Origin of the sequence: Mesorhizobium sp. M2A.F.Ca.ET.039.01.1.1 (assembly GCF_003998035.1) — a bacterium.
In the GTDB taxonomy this organism is placed as follows: domain Bacteria; phylum Pseudomonadota; class Alphaproteobacteria; order Rhizobiales; family Rhizobiaceae; genus Mesorhizobium.
On record NZ_RZRY01000046.1, the window covers coordinates 1 to 18,496 of the forward strand.

At 63.6% G+C, this 18,496-nt stretch carries 21 protein-coding genes, 1 tRNA gene and 1 pseudogene; 14 read left to right on the plus strand and 9 right to left on the minus strand.

Annotation, left to right across the window (positions count from 1 at the left end; genetic code table 11):
• A pseudogene (locus tag EOA24_RS06480) lies at positions 1 to 342 on the minus strand (amidinotransferase); the annotation flags it as partial.
• A 31-nt stretch (positions 343 to 373) separates the two neighbouring features.
• Complete coding sequence (locus EOA24_RS06485) at positions 374 to 1,969, minus strand: amidohydrolase (RefSeq protein ID WP_189343183.1); 1,596 nt, start codon at positions 1,967 to 1,969, stop codon at positions 374 to 376.
• A gap of 82 nt (positions 1,970 to 2,051) precedes the next feature.
• Between EOA24_RS06485 and EOA24_RS06490 the strand changes: the two genes are divergently transcribed.
• The 5 genes from EOA24_RS06490 (at position 2,052) to EOA24_RS06510 (ending at position 7,258) form a co-directional block, all read left to right on the plus strand.
• Positions 2,052 to 2,939, plus strand: a complete 888-nt coding sequence (locus EOA24_RS06490; RefSeq protein WP_126078145.1) for a LysR substrate-binding domain-containing protein — start codon at positions 2,052 to 2,054, stop codon at positions 2,937 to 2,939.
• A gap of 368 nt (positions 2,940 to 3,307) precedes the next feature.
• Entirely contained in the window at positions 3,308 to 4,402 is a 1,095-nt protein-coding gene (locus EOA24_RS06495) for an ABC transporter ATP-binding protein (protein ID WP_126078146.1), read from the plus strand.
• 74 nt (positions 4,403 to 4,476) lie between these two features.
• Positions 4,477 to 5,589, plus strand: coding sequence for an ABC transporter substrate-binding protein (locus EOA24_RS06500; protein ID WP_126078147.1), 1,113 nt, complete (start codon positions 4,477 to 4,479; stop codon positions 5,587 to 5,589).
• A gap of 23 nt (positions 5,590 to 5,612) precedes the next feature.
• Positions 5,613 to 6,446 carry an ABC transporter permease gene (locus EOA24_RS06505; RefSeq protein WP_126078148.1) on the plus strand — a complete coding sequence of 278 codons (834 nt, stop codon included), beginning with the start codon at positions 5,613 to 5,615 and terminating at the stop codon, positions 6,444 to 6,446.
• Positions 6,447 to 6,451: 5 nt separating this feature from the next.
• Positions 6,452 to 7,258, plus strand: coding sequence for an ABC transporter permease (locus EOA24_RS06510; RefSeq protein ID WP_126078149.1), 807 nt, complete (start codon positions 6,452 to 6,454; stop codon positions 7,256 to 7,258).
• A gap of 503 nt (positions 7,259 to 7,761) precedes the next feature.
• On the opposite strand, the gene EOA24_RS06515 is transcribed toward EOA24_RS06510, so the two are convergent.
• Positions 7,762 to 8,121 carry a metalloregulator ArsR/SmtB family transcription factor gene (locus EOA24_RS06515; RefSeq protein WP_126078150.1) on the minus strand — a complete coding sequence of 120 codons (360 nt, stop codon included), beginning with the start codon at positions 8,119 to 8,121 and terminating at the stop codon, positions 7,762 to 7,764.
• 418 nt (positions 8,122 to 8,539) lie between these two features.
• On the opposite strand from EOA24_RS06515, the gene EOA24_RS06520 reads away from it, so the two are divergent.
• Both EOA24_RS06520 and EOA24_RS06525 read left to right on the plus strand, forming a co-directional pair.
• Positions 8,540 to 8,743: a hypothetical protein gene (locus EOA24_RS06520; protein WP_126078151.1), complete on the plus strand. Its 204-nt coding sequence runs from the start codon at positions 8,540 to 8,542 to the stop codon at positions 8,741 to 8,743.
• A gap of 104 nt (positions 8,744 to 8,847) precedes the next feature.
• The gene (locus EOA24_RS06525; RefSeq protein WP_126078152.1) at positions 8,848 to 9,093 is read left to right on the plus strand and encodes a DUF982 domain-containing protein; all 246 of its coding nucleotides are present in this window, start codon (positions 8,848 to 8,850) and stop codon (positions 9,091 to 9,093) included.
• Between the two features lie 154 nt (positions 9,094 to 9,247).
• Here the strand turns inward: EOA24_RS06525 and EOA24_RS41450 are convergent, their stop codons facing one another.
• Positions 9,248 to 9,412: a hypothetical protein gene (locus tag EOA24_RS41450; RefSeq protein WP_189343184.1), complete on the minus strand. Its 165-nt coding sequence runs from the start codon at positions 9,410 to 9,412 to the stop codon at positions 9,248 to 9,250.
• A gap of 271 nt (positions 9,413 to 9,683) precedes the next feature.
• On the opposite strand from EOA24_RS41450, the gene EOA24_RS06530 reads away from it, so the two are divergent.
• The gene (locus tag EOA24_RS06530) at positions 9,684 to 9,926 is read left to right on the plus strand and encodes a DUF982 domain-containing protein (RefSeq protein ID WP_042638153.1); all 243 of its coding nucleotides are present in this window, start codon (positions 9,684 to 9,686) and stop codon (positions 9,924 to 9,926) included.
• A 279-nt stretch (positions 9,927 to 10,205) separates the two neighbouring features.
• Here the strand turns inward: EOA24_RS06530 and EOA24_RS06535 are convergent, their stop codons facing one another.
• Together EOA24_RS06535 and EOA24_RS43835 are read right to left on the minus strand one after the other, a co-directional pair.
• A complete protein-coding gene (locus EOA24_RS06535) occupies positions 10,206 to 11,162 on the minus strand; it encodes a glycosyltransferase (RefSeq protein WP_126078153.1) in 957 nt (318 codons plus the stop codon).
• Positions 11,163 to 11,183: 21 nt separating this feature from the next.
• The gene (locus EOA24_RS43835) at positions 11,184 to 11,765 is read right to left on the minus strand and encodes a CatB-related O-acetyltransferase (protein ID WP_126078154.1); all 582 of its coding nucleotides are present in this window, start codon (positions 11,763 to 11,765) and stop codon (positions 11,184 to 11,186) included.
• A 280-nt stretch (positions 11,766 to 12,045) separates the two neighbouring features.
• Here EOA24_RS43835 and EOA24_RS06545 point away from each other — a divergent pair, with 280 nt between their 5' ends.
• Positions 12,046 to 12,840: a glycosyltransferase family 25 protein gene (locus tag EOA24_RS06545; RefSeq protein WP_126078155.1), complete on the plus strand. Its 795-nt coding sequence runs from the start codon at positions 12,046 to 12,048 to the stop codon at positions 12,838 to 12,840.
• Between the two features lie 107 nt (positions 12,841 to 12,947).
• Positions 12,948 to 13,874 carry a hypothetical protein gene (locus tag EOA24_RS06550; protein ID WP_126078156.1) on the plus strand — a complete coding sequence of 309 codons (927 nt, stop codon included), beginning with the start codon at positions 12,948 to 12,950 and terminating at the stop codon, positions 13,872 to 13,874.
• Positions 13,875 to 13,935: 61 nt separating this feature from the next.
• On the opposite strand, the gene EOA24_RS06555 is transcribed toward EOA24_RS06550, so the two are convergent.
• Positions 13,936 to 14,808: an NmrA family NAD(P)-binding protein gene (locus EOA24_RS06555; protein ID WP_126078157.1), complete on the minus strand. Its 873-nt coding sequence runs from the start codon at positions 14,806 to 14,808 to the stop codon at positions 13,936 to 13,938.
• A gap of 150 nt (positions 14,809 to 14,958) precedes the next feature.
• On the opposite strand from EOA24_RS06555, the gene EOA24_RS06560 reads away from it, so the two are divergent.
• Positions 14,959 to 15,864 carry a LysR family transcriptional regulator gene (locus EOA24_RS06560; RefSeq protein WP_126078158.1) on the plus strand — a complete coding sequence of 302 codons (906 nt, stop codon included), beginning with the start codon at positions 14,959 to 14,961 and terminating at the stop codon, positions 15,862 to 15,864.
• Between the two features lie 103 nt (positions 15,865 to 15,967).
• A complete protein-coding gene (locus tag EOA24_RS06565) occupies positions 15,968 to 16,156 on the plus strand; it encodes a hypothetical protein (RefSeq protein WP_126078159.1) in 189 nt (62 codons plus the stop codon).
• Between the two features lie 28 nt (positions 16,157 to 16,184).
• On the opposite strand, the gene EOA24_RS06570 is transcribed toward EOA24_RS06565, so the two are convergent.
• Both EOA24_RS06570 and EOA24_RS06575 read right to left on the minus strand, forming a co-directional pair.
• A tRNA-Arg gene (locus tag EOA24_RS06570) sits at positions 16,185 to 16,261 on the minus strand.
• A 55-nt stretch (positions 16,262 to 16,316) separates the two neighbouring features.
• Positions 16,317 to 16,622 (minus strand): ETC complex I subunit, encoded by a 306-nt coding sequence (locus tag EOA24_RS06575; RefSeq protein ID WP_112101520.1) that lies wholly within the window; start codon positions 16,620 to 16,622, stop codon positions 16,317 to 16,319.
• Positions 16,623 to 16,870: 248 nt separating this feature from the next.
• On the opposite strand from EOA24_RS06575, the gene EOA24_RS41455 reads away from it, so the two are divergent.
• Both EOA24_RS41455 and EOA24_RS06585 read left to right on the plus strand, forming a co-directional pair.
• Positions 16,871 to 17,839 (plus strand): NAD(P)H-dependent oxidoreductase, encoded by a 969-nt coding sequence (locus EOA24_RS41455; protein ID WP_128298208.1) that lies wholly within the window; start codon positions 16,871 to 16,873, stop codon positions 17,837 to 17,839.
• A gap of 135 nt (positions 17,840 to 17,974) precedes the next feature.
• Positions 17,975 to 18,496 (plus strand): NAD(P)-binding domain-containing protein (locus tag EOA24_RS06585; protein ID WP_133374473.1); only part of this gene is annotated, 522 nt, incomplete at its 3' end.

Sequence of the window (18,496 nt, forward strand, 5' to 3'; positions counted from 1 at the left end):
GTAGGGCGTCATGACGCTGGAGTCGCGCGAATAGACCTGCATCGGCAGTTCCGGCGTCGGCTCGTGCCAGTGGATATTGACGCCGAAATGCTCGTAGGCTGCGACGAGGTCCTTATGCTGCGCCTGAGCGATCTGGATGTTGCAGGGCGCCTCGCGCAGATGTTTCCTGGATAGCGAGCTGGTCGACAGGTGGCGCAGGAAGTTCGGCGAGCCGAGCAGCACGTCAGTCAGCACATCGGTCTCGTTGGCGAAGCCCCAGGCGGTCAGCGGCTTGGTGCCGCCATTGGGGTTGCGGCGCTGCAGCGAGAAGGGCTCGGCGACGATGCGGTCATGGACGGTCATGGGGTTCTCCTTGGACTGTTTTGTTGATCGGTCATGCGGTGGAAGCGGCCGGGATCCACCAGTCGCGCCCGCGCGCGGTGGTGACATATTCCGGCCAGCGGAAGTTGATCGGCGGTTCATAGTCGCAGAGCGGCGCGATCCAGTTCGAGCCGCCGATGCCGCCGCCGGTCCGCCTGACGAACTCGTCCATCGCGGCATCGCGCGCGGCCTTGTCCTCCAGCAGGCGCAGTGCCGTCAGCGCGACCGTCTTGGCGGCGCAGGTGACCATCGGATCGATGGTGGCGGAGATGCCGCCCAGCGCGTTCATCGCCCAGGATGGATAGACATGGCCCTTGGCCGCGCGCAGCGCCGGGCGGGCGATGTAGAAACGCGATGTCGGCGCGTGCCAGCTCATGTCGGTGTAGTCGTCGGAGGTGGAGTTCACCTGCGAGGGCGGCAGGTCGCGGCGCAGGATCGCCTCGGCCTCCTGCGGCGCGATAAGCCGCTCCAGCTCGTCGATGAACGGGTTTTCGGTCGCCTCGCCGCCGGCATTGACCTGGACCTCGCGCCCGATCGCCCTCGCCTCTTCGTTCCATTGCGGCGCGCCGACAGTGGAGAGCGCCTGATAGGTGATATCGGCCATGGCGTGGTTGGCGAGCCCCGGCCGCGACTTCGAGACCCAATGACGCTCGTAGCGGCAGCCGCTCATCCTGGCAGCGGCTTCGGCGTTACGGTCGAGCACCGCGGTCACCTGTTCGGCCATGGCGATGGTCGGCACGCGGATCATGTACTGGATCTCGGCAAGGCCGGCCGGCAGATTGTCGGCGGTCGCCTGCCCTGCCGTCAGGATCGCCTCGCTGATCGACCAGCCGCCCTGATGGGTGAGCATGGAATCGCGCAGCGCCTTGGAGGCCATGTACATCATCATCAGCGCGTCATTGGCGCCGGGCGCCCGCACCGCCGAATGCGCCTGCGGGATGGGTGCTGCGTCGCTTGCCGCGCGGCCCCAATTCTCGGGCTCGTCGCAGACGAAGCGGTAGATCATCGAATAGGCGGCGCCGCAATGCGTGTCCCAGCGCGCGGTGTTGCAGAGCGGCAGCATGTAGAAGGGATGGAAGGAGATCATGCCGGCAAGGCCGTCATAATAGCCTTTTGCCGCATGGATCGGTTTCGAGCCCCGCACCTTCTCGGCCGGCTCGCCGGTGAAGCGCAGCGTGCCCTTGATGCCATGCTCCAGCATCGCCGCCTTAGTCGCGAGCAACCCGCCGAGGCTGCCGATGCCGAGGCCCGAATGCGGATCGGTGTGGCCGCCGGCCTGAAATCCCAAGCCTTCTCGCGGCCGCTTCACCGTCGCGGCGTCCTGGCAGTTGCCGGGCACGGCGTCATACTCGCCATACATGCCGATCACCGGGCCGTCGCCATTCGTCCAGTGGGCGCAGAAGGCCGTCGGCATGCCGCCGGAGCCTTCCTCGACCGAGAAGCCTTCGCGCTTCAGCCGCTCGACATACCAGGCCGCCGATTGATATTCGCGCCAGGCGGTCTCGCCGAAATCGAAGATGGTGCGCGTCCAGGCCGACAGCAGCGGCTGGATGCCGTCGATGCAGGCAAGCGCGGTTTCCTGCGCTGAACTCGTCACCGGTTTGTCCATGGTGCAAGAAAAGCAGTGAAGCGGCTCATCAAAAAGTGATATGTTTTCCCGGCTCGTGCAAATTCGGTTCACCTGAGGCCTCTTGCGAATACCCTCCACGCAGGCGCTGCGCGCCCTCGACAGTTTTGCCCGTCACGGCAGCGTATGGCGCGCCGCCGACGAGCTTCACCTCACCCGCAGCGCCGTCTCGCATCAGCTACGGCTGCTTGAGCGCGACCTCGGCTTCGATCTCCTGCAGCGCATCGGCAAGGGCGTGGCGCTGACGCCGCGCGGCCAGCGCTACGCGGCCGACGTCAGGAAGGCGCTGACCGTGCTCGGCGACGCGGGGACGCACAACAACGGTGCCGGCGTCGGCGGCTCCTTCGCCATCTCCTGCCCGCCGGGCTTCGCCTCGATGTTCCTGTGCACGCATATCGGCGAGTTCCAGCAAATGTATCCGGATGTGGCGCTGTCGGTGCTCACGCCGCGGCGGCTCGACGACGTCTCAAATCCGGACGCCGACGCCTTCATCGCCTTCGGGGTCGGCAACTGGCCGAACCGGGCCGTGGAACTGCTCTGCGAAGTCTCCTTCACGCCGCTCTGCAGTCCAAGGCTGCTCAACAAGGTCGGCGGCTTTTCCAAACCCGCCGACGTGCTGCGCGCCAGCCTGCTCCATCTCAGCGACACCGAGGACTGGGCGCGCTGGCTGGCGCTGTCCAAGGTGGAAAATCCCGATACCGAAGGCGGCATCTTCTTTTCCGACATGAACCTCGTCTTCTCGGCGGCGATCGCCGGCCAGGGCATTGCGCTGGGCGACGAGCTGACCGGCCGCCAGGCGCTGAGCGAAGGCCGGCTGGTCAAGCCTTTCGAGGCGACCATCCCCTCGCCGCGCTCCTATTTCCTTGTCTTCGAGCACGCCAAGGCGGGGCACCCGGTGCTCAACGCCTTCGGCGACTGGCTGAGGGCGAAGCTGTCGGAGAGCAGGGTTTAGATTGAGTGCTGCCGCCCTCTCCGGTCGTCATCCTCGGGCTTGACCCGAGGATCCATGCCGTGACGTTGGCCGAAGTGTGCGGCGGGCGAGAATTCTGGACCGTTGCAACGCTCGTGTGTAACGGTGTGGATTCCAGGGTCTGCGCGCGTCGCTTCGCTCCTTGCTCCGCCCTGGAATGACGAGGGCATGAAGGCTTTCGCCAATCGCGAACGTTAGTGAGCGCCGAACGCCCGCGTCTGCACACGCTGTTGCCACCTGCCAATACGGGTCACCCGTGAATCAAATTTGCCGATCAGGCGAAAACTATTCGGTTGCGGTGAGCCGCAGCCATGCCTACGATTTCATTGGGAACTGAGGAAAGAGCCAGGATGCAGCAACCCGGCCGGGCCGCAGAAATCAAAGCGAACGGGATCGGCAAGAGCTTCGGCTCGTTCCGGGCGCTCGATAACCTGTCGCTCGATATCGGCCGCGGCGAGTTCCTGACGCTGCTTGGCCCTTCCGGCTCCGGCAAGACCACTTTCCTGATGATCCTAGCTGGCTTCGTGCAGCCGAGCGAGGGCAGGCTTTTCAGCGACGGTGTCGACATCACCAACCGCCCGGCGGAGCAGCGCGCCGCCGGGATGGTGTTCCAGGGCTATGCGTTGTTCCCGCATATGAGCGTGGAGCAGAACATCGCCTTCCCGCTCAGAGTGCGCAAGAAATCCGCCTCGGAAATCAAGAGCCGTGTCGGCGAGATGGTCGAGCGCGTCGGCCTCAAGGGGCACGAGAAGAAACTGCCGGCACAGCTTTCCGGCGGCCAGCAGCAGCGCGTGGCGCTGGCCCGTGCGCTGGTGTTCGAGCCGGGCGTGCTGCTGCTCGACGAGCCGTTCTCGGCGCTGGACAAGAGCCTGCGCGGCCAGATGCAGGCCGAGATGAAGCGGCTGCACCAAGAGACCGGCACAACCTTCGTCTTCGTCACCCACGACCAGAGCGAAGCGCTGGCGCTGTCCTCGCGCGTCGCCATCTTCAACCACGGCAAGCTCTTGCAGGTGGGCCGGCCGGATGAGGTCTACGACCGGCCGGCGAACCGCTTCGTCGCCGAGTTCCTGGGCGAGATCAACATGCTGCCGGTGAAGGGCGTGCGCCCCGCCGACAATGGCGCCACGGGGCTCTGCGAGGACCGCGCGGTCAACATGCGCTGCAAGGCGGAGGCGATCAAAGGCGACGCCATCCTCGCCATCCGCCCCGAGGACATGTCGATCGCGCCGGAAGCGTCGGTCAACCAGAACGGCATTGCCGCGACGGCCGTCGCCTCGACCTATCTGGGCGCGGCGACCAAGCTCGACCTCACCACGCGCCAGGGCGCCAGGGTCACCGTTTCGGTGCCGAACGAAGTGGCTGCGGCGGCGCTCAGCAAAGGCAATTCGGTCTGGCTTACATGGCCAGCGGAGAAGGGTTTCCTCCTTCCGGATGGAGGACAGTAAGCACCGCCGTCGCGGCCAGACACATCACCGCGGCGGCTTCCGGTTCAAATCAACGACAAACAAGGGGAACTGACATGAGCGATACAAAGAAACAGACGATCGAATCCCTCGCCGAGCGGACCAAGCGCGGCGAGATCTCACGCCGCCAGTTTGCGCAACTAGCGGGCTTGGCGCTCGCCGGCACGCCGCTGTTGTTGCGCTCGACCGGCGCCTTCGCCGAGACCAAAGGGCTGGTGCTGGTGAACTGGGGCGGCGACGCCATCACGGCTTACGACGCCGCTTACGGCCAGGCCTTCACCAAAGACACCGGCATCCCGGTCAAGATGGACGGCTCGGGCCCGACGGAAGGCGCCATCGCCGCGCAGTTCAAGAGCGGCGCGCCGACCTGGGACCTGGTCGACGTCGACCCGTTCTCGGCGATCACGCTGGGCGGCCAAGGCATGCTCGAGCCGATCGACTACAAGATCGTCGACAAGAGCAAGATGCGGCCGGGCTTCGGCTGGGAGTATGCAGCCTCCACCTACTTCTTCTCCTATGTGATCGCTTACGACTCGCAGAAGTTCGGCTCCAACGCGCCGACCGGCATGGCCGACTTCTTCGACGTCAAGAAATTCCCAGGCAAGCGCTCGCTCTACAAATGGGGCGTGTCGAGCTGGGAAGCCGCACTTCTGGCCGACGGCGTCGCGCCTGCCTCGCTCTATCCGCTCGATCTGAAGCGCGCGCATGACAAGATCGCCGCCTTCAAGGAAAACGTCGTCTCCTATTGGGGCGGCGGCGCCGAAAGTCAGAGCGTGCTGCTCAACGGCGAGGCCTCGATGGCGATCGTCTGGTCGACGCGCGCCTCGCTGATCGAGCAGGACTCCGGCGGCCAGATCAAGTTCATCTGGGACCAGGGCCTGATCTCGCCCGGCGCGCTGGCGGTGCTCAAGAACAACCCCGGCGGCAAGGACGCGGCGATGAAGTTCATCGCCAGCACGCAGGATCCGCAGAAGGAGTTGGTGATGTTCGACAAGCTCGGCCAGGGTCCGGCCAATCCGGCGGCCGACGCGCTGATCCCCGCCGACAAAAAGCGCATCAATCCCGTCGATCCGGACAACATGAAGAAGCAGATCGCGCTCGACATGGAGTGGTACGCCAAGAATTACGGCGCCGCGCTCGACGAATACACCAAGATCATCTCCGCCTGATCAGGGCGGAGACTTTCTCACTGATGAGAGGCACCCTCTCCGACAGGATGGGCGCGGCGCTGCTGATGGCGCCGCTGCTTCTGTTCCTGGTCCTTGCCTATGCCTGGCCGTTCCTCGGCGTGGTGAAGTGGAGTTTTACGCTTCCCACGCCCGGGCTCGGCCAGTACCATGCTTTGCTCACCGACGACCTGGTGCAGTCGGTATTCATCCGCACGCTGCGCATCGCGGCGATCGTCACTCTCATCTCCGTCACCGCCGCTTACGCCATCACCGTGGTGTGGGTGCGCGGCAGTCCGCTGCAGCGCGTGCTGGCCGAATTCTGCATCCTGGTGCCATTTTGGATCTCCGTACTCACCCGCGCCTTCGGCTGGGTGGCGCTGCTCTCCAATCGCGGCCTGATCAACACCTGGCTGCAATCGATCGGCTTCATCTCCGAGCCGCTGACACTGGTGCGCAACGAATTCGGCGTCATCGTCGGCATGTCGCATTTTTTGATCCCCTTCGCGGTGTTCCCGCTGGCGTCCGCCATGCGCAGCCTGGACGAGCGCGTGCTGCTCGCGGCGCGCGGGCTCGGCTCCAGCCGCATGCGCACCTTCTGGACCGTGTTCGTGCCGATGACGCGCTCCGGCATCATCGGCTCGGCGATGATCACCTTCGTGTTCTCGCTGGGCTTCTTCGTCACGCCGGCAATCCTCGGCGGCGGCCGCAGCGTGATGATCGCGGAGCTGATCTATCTGCGCATCTTCCAGAGCCCGGACTGGGGGCTGGGGGCGGCGATCAGCGTCGTGCTGGTGGTGTTCGTCGGCGCGCTGATGGCGCTGCTTTTCCGCTACGTCAAACCGAAGCAGCTGGTGTAGCCAAGATGCCGACCTATCGTCCCGGCCCCGTCTCGCTCGCCCTCGCCGTGCTGGTGGCGCTGTTCCTCCTGATGCCGCTGCTTGCCGTCATCCCGGTGTCGCTGACGCCGAGCCGCATGCTGACCATGCCGACGGGTGAACTGTCGCTGCGCCACTACCACTCGCTGATCGAGGATCCGCGCTGGCTGGAGTCCATCCTGCTGTCGATCCGGATCGGCGTGGTGAGCAGCGCGCTCTCCACGGTGCTTGCCCTCACCTTCAGCCTCGGCGTCTGGATGTTCCAGCCGCGCTTCACCGCGGCCCTTGTCGGCTTCGTGCTGCTGCCCATGGTGGTGCCGCCGGTGGTCTCGGCGGTGACGCTCTATTTCCTGCTCACCTCGGTCTCCGGCCTCACCTCGTTCTTCGGCTACGATACATGGCTCGGTGTCGCCATGGCGCATTCGGTGATGACTGTGCCTTTCGCCACGGTGCTCATCCTGGTGTCGCTCAGCCAGCTCGACCGGCGCATCGATCTTGCCGCGCGCGGCCTTGGCGCCAGCGTGTGGGAGCGCGCGACGCGCGTCATCATACCCAACATCAAATTCGGCATCGTCACCGCCGCGCTGCTCTCCTTCGTGCTTTCCTGGGAAGAGATCGGCGTGACGCTGTTCATCACCTCGGTGAATGCGATCACGCTGCCGCGCCTGATGTGGATGGGCCTGCGCGACAACATCGATCCGGCGATCGCGGCGCTTTCGGTGATCCTGATCGTCATCACGGTGCTGGTGCTGGCGGTGAGGAGCGTGATCGCCAGACAGAAGGCGTCGCCGTAGAGCGGTTGCGTTCACGGAAACAGCGGACCGTTCTCTCTCTTGACGCGGCCCATGCGGGAACCCGCCCACACCTCCCTTGAATTGCCCTGGGAACTGCCCCGGTCCAGAAACGAAAGAGGCCCGCCAGGAGCGGCGAGCCTCTTTACGGAGCCGAAGTGGAAGCTCGGCACCGTGATGATCCGGGGGTGTGGATCGACTCGAAGTCTAGCCAACAGGGCTCAGCCGGGCGACTTACAAATCCGTAACCTGCGGTCGGTCTGTGTGCCCAACCGGCCAAGAAAAGCCTGTTCTATCAGCGGCTTGCGGAGAGCATCCGACATCGAGACAGCGCTTGTCAAAGAAACGTGATGAACCGTCTGTCCGGCCGGCGGGACGGCGGAGCGGCTTGGAAATGCAGGGGAACCGGGCGGCGTCCCGACACGGCCCGCTTCATTGCAGTCTGCGCCATCAAGGCGCCGCGCCGGACGAAGGCCCCCCGGCCTCGCCCGTGCGTAGCAGTCCGTTCAGGCGGCCTGCGGCCGCCGCATCCTCTCGACGAAGGCCTGCCTTGCCGGTCCGGCAAGCGGCTTGTCCGTGGTCAGCAGGCCATCGAGCAACGCCAGAAGTTCGCGCGCTGCCGAAGACTTGCAGGAATAATAGACCATTTGACGATCACGGCGGGTTTCTACAAGGCCAAACCTGCGCAGTTTGGCCAGGTGTTGCGACAGCGCTGATTGGCTGAGTTCGACCTTGTCGGCGAGCACGCCGACAGAGAGTTCGCCCTCGGCGAGGTAGTTCATGATGAGCAAACGCTTTTCGTTGCCCATCACCGCAAGAAAGGCTGCCGCGCTTTCTGCGTTGGCGGTAAGTTTCTTGGTAACCATCGATTTCCCCATGCTTCATGCTCTTCCGAAGGCCATGGGGGCAATGGCTTCAGAATTCCAGAGCGTTGATGAGCCTGCCCCGGTTTGGACGCGGGACCTGCCCTGCTTCTTTTCGACCAGAACCCCTTCGTAACCCGGTTGCCACCACGTCGAGGTTGCTGGTCTCGGACAGAACGCGCGGCGCTTTTTCGGGCTCAAGTCAATGCAGACTCGGAAAAATTCCGCGCTGCTAATACGTATCAGCGCAGCGCTCGTTCGGCAAGAATATAACGAGGCCGGCAAAACAGCGGCCAGCCTCAGGGCAAGAGCGGCGTCAGCCGAAGCGCATGGCAAGGATACCTTGCAGCGACTCACGCTCAACCTTCAAACATGCTAATATTAGCCGGGCAAAAAAGGAGCCCGGCGCAAGGAGGAAGCCATGTCCATCGCGTCCAATGCCCGCAACACATTCACTCCCGACGAGACGGCCATGCTTGGCCGTGTCTATGAGAATGGCAGCGTCGAGGGCGAGACTACCGAGCAGAAGGAAGCACGCGCCTCGCGCATCCTGGCCAATTACATGGCCGGCATCACCGACGAGGCGGAGTTGATCGAGCTTTCGCGCAGGCCGCTTGGAAGATGAGCAACGTGGTCCGCCCACGCGAGGCGGCTTCACGGTGAGTTGACGTTCCGGCACGGAACGCAACGGCAGAATATCGTGTTCCGACATGTTCGGGAGGTTTCGCGATGATCCAGGGATGGTTCTCCAAGCCGGTTGAAGTCGCCGTCGGCCTTTCCGGGTCGATCCGCCACATCTCCAACGCCGAACAAGCCGCCGAGCTGCTGACCGGCCAATGGCGCGATGCCGGCAGTGCGCTGCATGGCGAGGCGCTGCGGGCCTGCCGCCGCGCGATCCGCGGCGACGTCACGGCCGATGCCGCCAGGGAGGCCTTCATCGCCGCCGCGCGCGAAGCGCATGTACTGGTCGAATAGGGCATGGCAGCGCCTTATTACACGCGCCTGCCTATCGATAGAAAAGCCACAAAAGCACCAGCACCGCGAACACTGCCGGAGAGAGCAGGATTCCAGGCCGAAAAATGCACATGGCCAGGGAAAGCGGCGTGAGCATGCCTGGCCGCGCCGATCCCTATCGGTTGCGCGCGTTGACGGGAAGGCGACACGCTGTTCGAAACGCGCGCAAACGATCCGCTTCAGCATGCGCGCGGTTTTGCCGGACCTCGTCGTAGAGCCCGAAAGCGGTCGCCATCAATGTCGCGGCGGTCATGGCGAGTGCAAGCACGGCGATAATCATGAGAGGTTTTCCCGCGTTTCATCAGCCTGGCGGATTCATTAGCGCAGCCTGCGAGGGTGCTGCAGTGACTTTGGTCACACGATTTTCAGCCGTCCGGAATCGCTGAAGAGCCCGTCCCGACGCTGCCCATCGTCGCCTCGAAATTCTTCGGAACCTAATGCGCGGTGGTTGGTTAATGCGCGGGTCCGCAATCGCCTCACGGACCTGCATCGGACGCCATCCGGCACCGATTGCTTGCTCAAAAAGACAATCATAAGAAACGGAGGAAGTGATGAACGATGTCTGGTTTTCCGAACCAGTCGTGATCGATTTCCAGCCAAACGGCCAACGCAAGGTATCGAGCTGCTTCGAGGCGATGGAATGCCTCGACCTACGTTGGCCGGGACAGGCGCGCGACGGCGCCTGGCGCTCGGCGAGCCGCGTCTGCCGTGACGCGCTTGACGGGCTGCGCAGCCCGGTGGAAGCCCGCAAGACGCTGCGCAAGGCGGCGAAGATCGCCGGACTGCTGGCGTAGCCTCGATTTCTCCATGCCCGTTGCGGTTTCGCGCGGGCTTTCCTTTCCATACAAGGGAAGTTACGGCCGGCGCATACTGCGGAACGCGTTAAAGCACGCATCCCGTGGGGTACATGAAAACGCCGGCCGCTCGGCCTAGGGGCTGCCTGACGGGTTCAGGCCTTTCCATTTCGGCGAGTCGGGCGCCGGGCCGCAACGCAAGCGCCGGAGCATGGTGAACGAGCGGTTACTATCCACAGGGCATGGTCAACGGGGCCAGGCAGGCAGACTGCGGCCTTTTCAGGCGAAACCGCCAAGCACTTCTGGAAACTGCACGGCCATTGCGCCTTCATCCGCCTGCCTGGCATAGATCGCGTGCATCCTGCTGCCGTCATATCTGGCCCTGCGGCGCTGCACGTCCTTGCCGAACAGGCCGGCAACCGCGTCGAACCGCCGGAGGAAGCGCTTCACCACGCCGCGTTCGAAGGGTATGCGCTGCTCGAAAGGCCTGCCCCAGGGCGTGTCCCTTGCCAGATCCCGCCAGATGCGCAGCGCTTCCAACTCGACCCCGACCTGATTGCCCCACGGCTTGCCGCCCGCGAAATGCCTGGCCCAGGCTTGCGAGAAGCCCCCCAATTCTCCGAGCGACTGCAGGTTCCAGTTTGGATGCATCGTCTGCCATTTGCCCTCGAAGACGACGTTCAGGGCATTTTGGTCGTTCATGCTTCCGTCAATAGCGGTCTTTCGCGTGCGCTCCAGCAGCGCATTCTCCCGGACAGCGTTCATATCGAAGACGACGACGCCCGAATTGAAATATGGCGCGCCTGGCGCCAGCTTGAGCTTCTGCCGGTAAGAGGGCCGGAAATACATGTAGTCGTCGTGGGCGGCGAGCAGCGGGGCGCGCAGCCGCTGCCTGGCAAGGTCATTGATGTCCCGGTTGAAGAGAACGTCGCAGTCCGTGTATGCGATGCGGTCATACGGCTCGAAAACCGGAAGCCGATCGGCGAAAAGCCGAATGTAAGCGGCAATGCTGTAGGTTCCGAAGCGAAAGCCGAAATTCGTCATGAACTCGGCGACATCGACCAGTTCGACCTTGCCTTCCAGCAGATGCCGGGCGACTTCAAGATCCGCCTGGCTCGCGCCGGTGTAGAGCAGAAAGCCGTCGATTGGGGTGGAGACATCCAGTATCCGGCGCGCCGTCAGGCAGGCGTATGGGAAGTAGCCGGCATCCGTCGCCAGGAAGAAACACGACTTCATCGTTCCGCTAACCGCCGCCCGTCATTTCGTTGCGGTGCCTGCCACAGAATGCCTCTCGATAAAAGCCTCGATCGGGCCGGTAAGCAGATCCGCCTCGCGTTTGACCTTGCCATCGTCCCAACGCCACCATTGGATGGCGAGCAGCTTTGAGATGACGTCCTGCGAAAAGCGATATCTGATCAGCCTTGCCGGCGAGCCGCCGACAATCGCGTAAGGCGGCACGTTCTTCGTGACCACCGCCCCTGCCCCGACGACAGCGCCGTCGCCGATCTCGACGCCCGGCAAAATCATGGCGCCGTTGCCGATCCAGACGTCATTGCCCACGGTGATGCCAGCCGGCTTGCTGTCTTCCGCGATCGGCTCCGGCTGCTTCAGCAGCCGGCTGTAAATCGGAAACGTGGTAGCGCTCGCGGTCGGATGATGGCCGGAGCAAATGAAAAGCACCCGGCCGGCAACCGAGCAGAAGGCCCCGACCCGCAGCGGGGCTTCCTTTGCGGGAAACAGGACCTTTCGCCATGTCACGCCATAGGTGTGGCGGCCAACCGTCACATGCTCCGGCAACTTGGAACGCGCGTCCTTGAACCATCTGGAAATCGTCGACATCTGCAAACCTCAGCGGCAGCCGTGCAGCGACATAGCCGCTGTTAGATATAACCTACAAGCCCAGGGAACTGGCTGTACGCACCTTGGCCGAATCGCGAGGCTGTCAGGCGGGAAGGTAGTTCCGGCAATGAGACCTCTTGGAATGCAAGTCGCAGTCAGCTACTGACAGCGATGCCCAACATCCGGTGGTACTGCCGAGTGAGAAGATCATGGAGGAAAAGGCTGCGTTCGATTTACCTGCTGAGGAATTCGTAAGGCGATTTGAGAGAACGGATGACACATGAAATGCTTGGTAATCAACCTTGATCGATCACCTGACAGGTTGAACCAGGCAACCTCCGAATTCGCGAAGATCGGCATCGCTTTTGAGCGCGTTGCGGCGGTCGATACGTCCAGCGAGCCCTCGAATTTTCCTGCCGCTCGCCGCCTCACCAAGCCAGAGATTGCATGCTTTCTCAGCCATCGTAAGTGCTGGCAAATGATCGCAGATGGCGCCGAGCAATATACCGCAATCTTTGAGGATGACGTCGTTTTCAGGAGCGATGCCGGACCATTCCTGTCCGATGACAGTTGGGTCCCGCGCGATGCCGACATCGTCAAGCTCGAGACGTTCTTCGGTCAGGTCAGATTGGCGCGCCTTGCGTCCATTGGGAACGGCCATTCGATTGGCCGGCTGGTCGGCGAGCATCTCGGTACGGCCGGCTATGTCATTTCCAAGGCTGCGGCTGAAAAGCTGCTTCAGCGGACAAAACGCCTGAAGGAACCGGTCGATCTCGCATTGTTCAGCCCGAATTCGCTGATGTGCGCCCGCAATACAACCTATCAGGTGACACCGGCCCTTTGCGCACAGCACCGTTTTCTTTCTGAACGAAATACGATGCCGACGATCATCCAAACGGCACCGCATCGCCCCAAAAGCGTAACCACGAAAGTTCGTGGGGAATTGTCGCGGCTGTTCGCCCATTGCCGAAACGGAACCTTTTGGCGAACCCAGCGGGTCGATTTGAGTCTAGGCTGGACGCCTGACGCACATCCCGCTGGCCGATCTTCGCAAAAGCTAAAACCCCGAGGTTGACCTAACGTCGCTAGGTCAGCGAAACTCGAGTTGCTTGATTTCTCGGCGGCTTCGAGCAAAGGGGCATGCGAAGGCCCGCCGATTGCCGGCTGCCTACGAGAACCAGCATGGCACTCAAACTAATAGCCGACGGACTAAGCAAAAATCGATTGGTCATCCAGCTAAAGGCGCTCAGAAACGAGTTCGCCTATAAAAGCTTCGAATATCGAGGGCGTGCGTCTGGGCGCCTGCTTGCAAAACAGTTGCACGACGCCGGGGTGTCGCGCGTGTGCATCACGGTCGCCTTCAACGTACCCTGGGTGATCGATGCTTTGACGAAGGCGTGGGAGATGCATTCGCCAGGGATGACGCTGGTCGTCGTCGACAATTCTACGAAGGCCCAGGCGAGAGCGGCCATCGCACAGATCTGCAAGATGCGCGGCGTGCCCTACCTTGCCTTGCCGATGCGGGTCGAAAAACACCTGTCGAGATCGCATGGAACGGCGATCACCTGGGCGTTTCACAACATCGTGCGCCATCTGAAGCCGGAGTTCTTCGGCTTCATCGATCACGACTGCTTCCCGGTCGTGCCGTTCGATATCCCGTCCAATCTGGCCGGCAAAGTCGTGTATGGCCGCAGGGCATACGGTACCGAAAATCACGTCTACAAGGCCAAGCCGGACGATCGGCACTGGAATTTGTGGGCAGGCTACTGCTTCTACCGGTTCTCCGCCGTGGCCGCCTATAAACTGAATTTCGAACCCCGCATAAATCTCGGCCTCGACACCGGCGCAGCCAACTGGGCGATCCTCTATTCGAAACTTGCCGAGGCGGATGTCGCCGTGGCAACCGTGGAACAGCGGCCAATGACGATGGCCGGCGCGGTCGGGCACCACGAGTTCATCGACGGCGCCTTCTTTCACCTCGCCGGCGTGTCCTACCCCGAAAGACCGGGCTATCACCATCGAACGGCGGAGCACCGGGAAATGCTCCGGGATTATGTGTGGAACACTTATCTGGGCGGCCCGGCCGGGCAGGCCGTGAGCGATTTCTGAAGGCCGACCGCCCTCGTTCCAGTCCTTCAGAGCGCGCAGCGACGCTCGGATCTGGTTGTTTCTAGATACGGTCAGGCGGGCCGACGAGCTTCGCAATCGCCTCGTCGATCCCAATCCTTCCTTGACGTCCCAGCGTATCCGGATCGCGAAAGTCGATCCAGCCTTCGTTGAAGCCGTCCAGCATGCGCATGCGCATTTCGGGATGGCGCATGCCCTGCTCGCGGAAGATCGTCTCCCAGCGCTCGCGCGGGACTGTGCGTGCCTCGACCTCGCGGCCGAGCGCCTTGGCAAGGGCGGCGGCGATTTGGTTCGGCGACACCCTGTGTCGCGCTTCCAGTTCGATCACCCGGTGGCCGCTCCAATCCTCAGGCAAGAGTTCCGCAGCGGTTCTGCCGACATCGGCGGCCGAGATCATCGCGACCGGCCGATCGAGCGGCTGGAGGTAGCTGTCGATCACGCCCTGATCGCGCGCCGAGGCGAGGTCCCACTGGGCATTTTCCATGAACCAGGCGGCGCGCAGGAACGTCACGGCCACGGGCAGATCGGCGAGCGCCTCTTCCAGCAGGCGCAACACATTGAGCAGATTGGGCTGCGTGGCGTCCGCGCCGATCGTCGACAGCACGACCACCTTGGGCGGCAGCGCCCTGTGCAGCGCCTCGCGGACGACGGCGATCTTCGGCAGCACGTCCGGGAAATCGGGTTCGGAATCATAGACCGGCGGCAACAGGATGAACGCGCCCTCGCCGCCCGAAAGCGCCGCGGCCAGAGGCCCGGGATCGCCGAGATCGGCGACGGCGACCTCGCAGCCTTTGGCCAGCCACCGCGCGCCCTTGGCTTCGTCGCGGACAACGGCCCGAACCTTGTGGCCCGATGCCAGCAGCGTTTCGGCAAGAACCCCGCCGATGCGGCCGGTAATGGCGGTAACTGCGTACATGATCTTTCCTTCGTTTGTGGTGGTTGAACGGGATCACGGCCGGCGGCCACGACGGGCCGGCGGTCTCTGGCCGGTCTTTTCACACCCTTGGCTTGCTGATCACAGCGCCGATATGTCATCATAATCCGGACTCCAGGTTGGGAATAGCGCATGTCTTATGACGGAAGATTGCTGTCCGGCGTGACGGTGCTGATGGCGGTGGTCGAAGCCGGCTCGATGGCGCGGGCAGCGGACTCGCTCGGCATGACCGCCTCAGGCGTCGGCCGCGCCATCCAGCGGCTGGAAGCCCGCATCGGGGTGCGGCTGCTCGACCGCACGACCCGCACCATGCACCTGACGGACGAAGGGCGGCGCTTCCACGAGCGGGTCGGCCCTCACCTCGACGGCATCGAGGAGGCGGCGGTCGAGGCCACCGGCGCCACCTCGGTGGTTCGCGGCAGGCTGCGCGTCAATGTCGACCCGTTCTTCTCGCAGCTGGTGCTGGCCGGGCACGCGGGCCGGTTCCTGGCGCTCTATCCGGAGCTTCGCCTCGAGCTCATCATGCGCGACGCGGTGGGCGACCTGGTGGCGGACGGGTTCGATCTTGCCTTGCGCTTCGGCGATCCGCCGGCCGGCTCATTCACCGCGCGCAAACTGTTCGAGACGCGCGTACTCACCGTCGCGGCGCCCGCCTATGTCGAGCGCCGAGGGCGTCCGCGGCACCCTGCCGACCTGCCCGACCACTACGCCATCGATTTCTGGGACGCCGCGCATGGCCGCGCCTATGAGTGGGAATTTCGCCGCGGCAACGAGGCGCTGCCGGTCAGCGTTCGGACCAGGCTGATGACCTCCGACGCGCCGACCATGCTCAACGCCTGCCTGTCCGGTGCCGGCATCGCGCAGGTGCTGGAATTCGCCACGCGCGAGCAGGTGCGCGACGGCCGGCTGATCGACCTGTTTCCGGATTGGTCCGACGAGCTCTTCCCGCTCCACGCGATCTACCCTTCGCGACAATACCGCACGGCCAAGGTGCGGGCGTTCGTGGAGTTCGTGATGGAGTTGCTGGCTGAGGTTTAGATCGATGACCGGCGCAGCGGGCCCGCCCGCTGCCCTATTTCGCACATTCTGTGATAAGTGACGCCTATGAGCCGATCCCGAAGGAATACCCCCGATCGTCGGCATGACCACAGTCGACAGCGACAAGGCATTCAAGCAAGCCGAGCATCGGCGCGAGCGGCGGGCCGTGAAGGCACGGCTCGAATTTGACGAAGAACCGTTGCCGACCAAGGCTTTCGGCAATCCATGGGCCAGCGAGAAAGACGGCAAGCAATGGCTAGCCGAACCCTCCCCTAAACTGATGCGGAAGTGAGGTCCGCACACGAACCGCGCCAAGGGAATGGCGATCCCGGCAGGATTCGAACCTGCGACCATCGGCTTAGAAGGCCGGTGCTCTATCCAGCTGAGCTACGGGACCGTCGGCCGGCCGGGCCGGCTGCTGCGTTACGCCAAGCGATGCAAGACTCGGGAAGTCAGTGCGTCCAGGGCGTCCTGCGGTCATAGCGGAAATTGTCCGAATAGGAAATCTGCCGGCGCTTGGCTTCCTTCGGCTCTTCGACGCGATAGGCGATCTTTTCCTTCTCGGCATAGGCCACCGCTTCTTCCTTCGTGTCGAAGGTGAGCTTCACCTGGCTCAGCATGTCGCCGGAGGTGGTGTAGCCCATCAGCGGGTCGATCTTCTTGCGCTGCGCGGGATCGAACTCCAGCACCCAATGTCCGGTCTTGGCCTTGCCGGACTGCATCGCGGTTTTGGCTGGACTGAAAATGCGCGCGGACATGACCACCTCTTTGCCGCCCGGAAATCGGGCACCGTTGTTCGTCGCCATTCCCGGGTCCCATCGGGAGCCCGAAATCTCGCGCCAACCCCGTCATTACTGTGCAATGGCCGCGGCGGCAAGGCCGCAAGCGCCCCTGCGCTCCCAAGGCGCAGGGGAACCTCGCCGCGCCGGCGACATTATCGAAAGGTCGGGCGGCCGGGCCGGGCAAGCCTTCCCTGTCAGCCTCAATCAGAAGCGGACGTTTCGCCATGACCAATGCAACCGAACATGCCGTCCTGCAGCTCGCCGTGCTTGTCGGCAGCCTGCGCGCCCAGTCCTTCAGCCGCAAGATCGCCAAGGCCCTGGCCGCCCGCGCGCCGGATTCGGTGCGCTGCCGCTTCATCGAGATCGGCGACCTGCCGCTCTACAACGAGGATCTGGACGGTGACGACCCGCCAGCGGCGTGGTCGGCCTTCCGTGCGGCGATGCGCGAATGCGACGCGGTGCTGTTCGTCACCCCGGAATACAACCGCTCGATCCCCGGCTGCCTGAAGAACGCGCTTGATGTCGGCTCGCGCCCATCGGGCAAGAGCGTGTTCAAGGGACTGCCCGCAGGGGTCGTCAGTGTCACACCGCATAAGCTTGGCGCTTTCGGCGCCAATCATGCGCTGAGACAAACCTTCGCCTTCCTCGACATGCCAGTGATGCAGCAGCCGGAGGCCTATATCGGCAATGTCGCGGAAATCCTGGACGGCAAAGGCGCGGTGACCAATGCCGATACCGCCACCTTCCTCGAAAATTTCATGGCCAGCCTGGAAAGCTGGATCAGGACGGTGCATCCTGCCGGCTCGTCCTTCGATGCCTTCATGAAGCAGCGCGAGAAGATCGCCGAAGACTATGTCAATGGCGATGCCGCCTCGCTGAAGGCGATCGTCACCCGTGCCGGGCCGGCGACGTTCTTCTCACCGCGCGGCGACCATCTCGAAGGCGCCGAAGCGGTTGCCGGCCGTTACGAACGCGATGCCGCAAGCTTCCACAAAGGCGGCAACACCGACCTCGAGGTGCTGCAAGCGTCGGCGAGCGGCGATCTGGCGTTCTGGAGCGGCTTGCAGCATGCCAAGGCGCGCATCGGCAAGAACGGCGAGGCGACCGAGATGACCTTGCGGGTGACGGAAGTGTTTCGGCTGGAGGATGGCGCGTTCAAGCTGGTGCATCGCCATGCCGACCCGGTTCATTAGCCGGCGCTTGCAAAATCCGCGACACAATGCCGGGGGGCTTTGCAACACGCACCTATTCCTTTTGGCCTGCGAGCGGCATACATCGGATACATGGTCGTGCCACTTGATGGCATGATGGCGACGACAAAGATACGAATGAGCGCGGATACGGAAGTCTCGCCGTCGGGGGCCGGCAAGCCAGCGATATTGGACGGTACGATTGTCGTCGGCGGGGGCGCCGCCGGGCTTGCCGCCGCGCATGCGTTGACCATGGCCGGCGTGACGACGCGGATCCTGGAGCGCGAGCAGAGGCTGGCCGAACCCTGGCACCGCCGCCACGACAATCTGCACCTCAACACGCATCGCGACCTCTCCTCATTGCCAGGCGTGTCCTATCCGGCGGGGACACCGGCGTTCCCGCACCGCAGCGCCGTCGCGCGCCATCTCAATGAGTTCGCCGAAACGCACCGGCTGCCCGTCGCCTTCGGGGTCGAGGTCGACGAGATCGAATTCCGAGGCGACCATTGGCTGCTGCGGACAAGCGAGGGCTTGAAGGCGGCGCGATATGTGGTGATCGCCACCGGACGGGACCGGCAGCCCTTCATCCCGGCCTGGACAGGCATGGACGATTTTTCCGGCAGGATCATCCATTCGGCCGATTTCGGAAAGGCAAGCGAC

What these genes read in the sequence shown, in the direction of transcription:
- EOA24_RS06485 (WP_189343183.1), bottom strand. Translation starts at nt 1,969, where the DNA reads ATGGACAAACCGGTGACGAGTTCAGCGCAGGAAACCGCGCTTGCCTGC.
- EOA24_RS06495 (WP_126078146.1), top strand. Translation starts at nt 3,308, where the DNA reads ATGCAGCAACCCGGCCGGGCCGCAGAAATCAAAGCGAACGGGATCGGC.
- EOA24_RS06500 (WP_126078147.1), top strand. Translation starts at nt 4,477, where the DNA reads ATGAGCGATACAAAGAAACAGACGATCGAATCCCTCGCCGAGCGGACC.
- EOA24_RS06505 (WP_126078148.1), top strand. Translation starts at nt 5,613, where the DNA reads ATGAGAGGCACCCTCTCCGACAGGATGGGCGCGGCGCTGCTGATGGCG.
- EOA24_RS06510 (WP_126078149.1), top strand. Translation starts at nt 6,452, where the DNA reads ATGCCGACCTATCGTCCCGGCCCCGTCTCGCTCGCCCTCGCCGTGCTG.
- EOA24_RS06515 (WP_126078150.1), bottom strand. Translation starts at nt 8,121, where the DNA reads ATGGTTACCAAGAAACTTACCGCCAACGCAGAAAGCGCGGCAGCCTTT.
- EOA24_RS06520 (WP_126078151.1), top strand. Translation starts at nt 8,540, where the DNA reads ATGTCCATCGCGTCCAATGCCCGCAACACATTCACTCCCGACGAGACG.
- EOA24_RS06525 (WP_126078152.1), top strand. Translation starts at nt 8,848, where the DNA reads ATGATCCAGGGATGGTTCTCCAAGCCGGTTGAAGTCGCCGTCGGCCTT.
- EOA24_RS41450 (WP_189343184.1), bottom strand. Translation starts at nt 9,412, where the DNA reads ATGATTATCGCCGTGCTTGCACTCGCCATGACCGCCGCGACATTGATG.
- EOA24_RS06530 (WP_042638153.1), top strand. Translation starts at nt 9,684, where the DNA reads ATGAACGATGTCTGGTTTTCCGAACCAGTCGTGATCGATTTCCAGCCA.
- EOA24_RS06535 (WP_126078153.1), bottom strand. Translation starts at nt 11,162, where the DNA reads ATGAAGTCGTGTTTCTTCCTGGCGACGGATGCCGGCTACTTCCCATAC.
- EOA24_RS43835 (WP_126078154.1), bottom strand. Translation starts at nt 11,765, where the DNA reads ATGTCGACGATTTCCAGATGGTTCAAGGACGCGCGTTCCAAGTTGCCG.
- EOA24_RS06545 (WP_126078155.1), top strand. Translation starts at nt 12,046, where the DNA reads ATGAAATGCTTGGTAATCAACCTTGATCGATCACCTGACAGGTTGAAC.
- EOA24_RS06550 (WP_126078156.1), top strand. Translation starts at nt 12,948, where the DNA reads ATGGCACTCAAACTAATAGCCGACGGACTAAGCAAAAATCGATTGGTC.
- EOA24_RS06555 (WP_126078157.1), bottom strand. Translation starts at nt 14,808, where the DNA reads ATGTACGCAGTTACCGCCATTACCGGCCGCATCGGCGGGGTTCTTGCC.
- EOA24_RS06560 (WP_126078158.1), top strand. Translation starts at nt 14,959, where the DNA reads ATGTCTTATGACGGAAGATTGCTGTCCGGCGTGACGGTGCTGATGGCG.
- EOA24_RS06565 (WP_126078159.1), top strand. Translation starts at nt 15,968, where the DNA reads ATGACCACAGTCGACAGCGACAAGGCATTCAAGCAAGCCGAGCATCGG.
- EOA24_RS06575 (WP_112101520.1), bottom strand. Translation starts at nt 16,622, where the DNA reads ATGTCCGCGCGCATTTTCAGTCCAGCCAAAACCGCGATGCAGTCCGGC.
- EOA24_RS41455 (WP_128298208.1), top strand. Translation starts at nt 16,871, where the DNA reads ATGACCAATGCAACCGAACATGCCGTCCTGCAGCTCGCCGTGCTTGTC.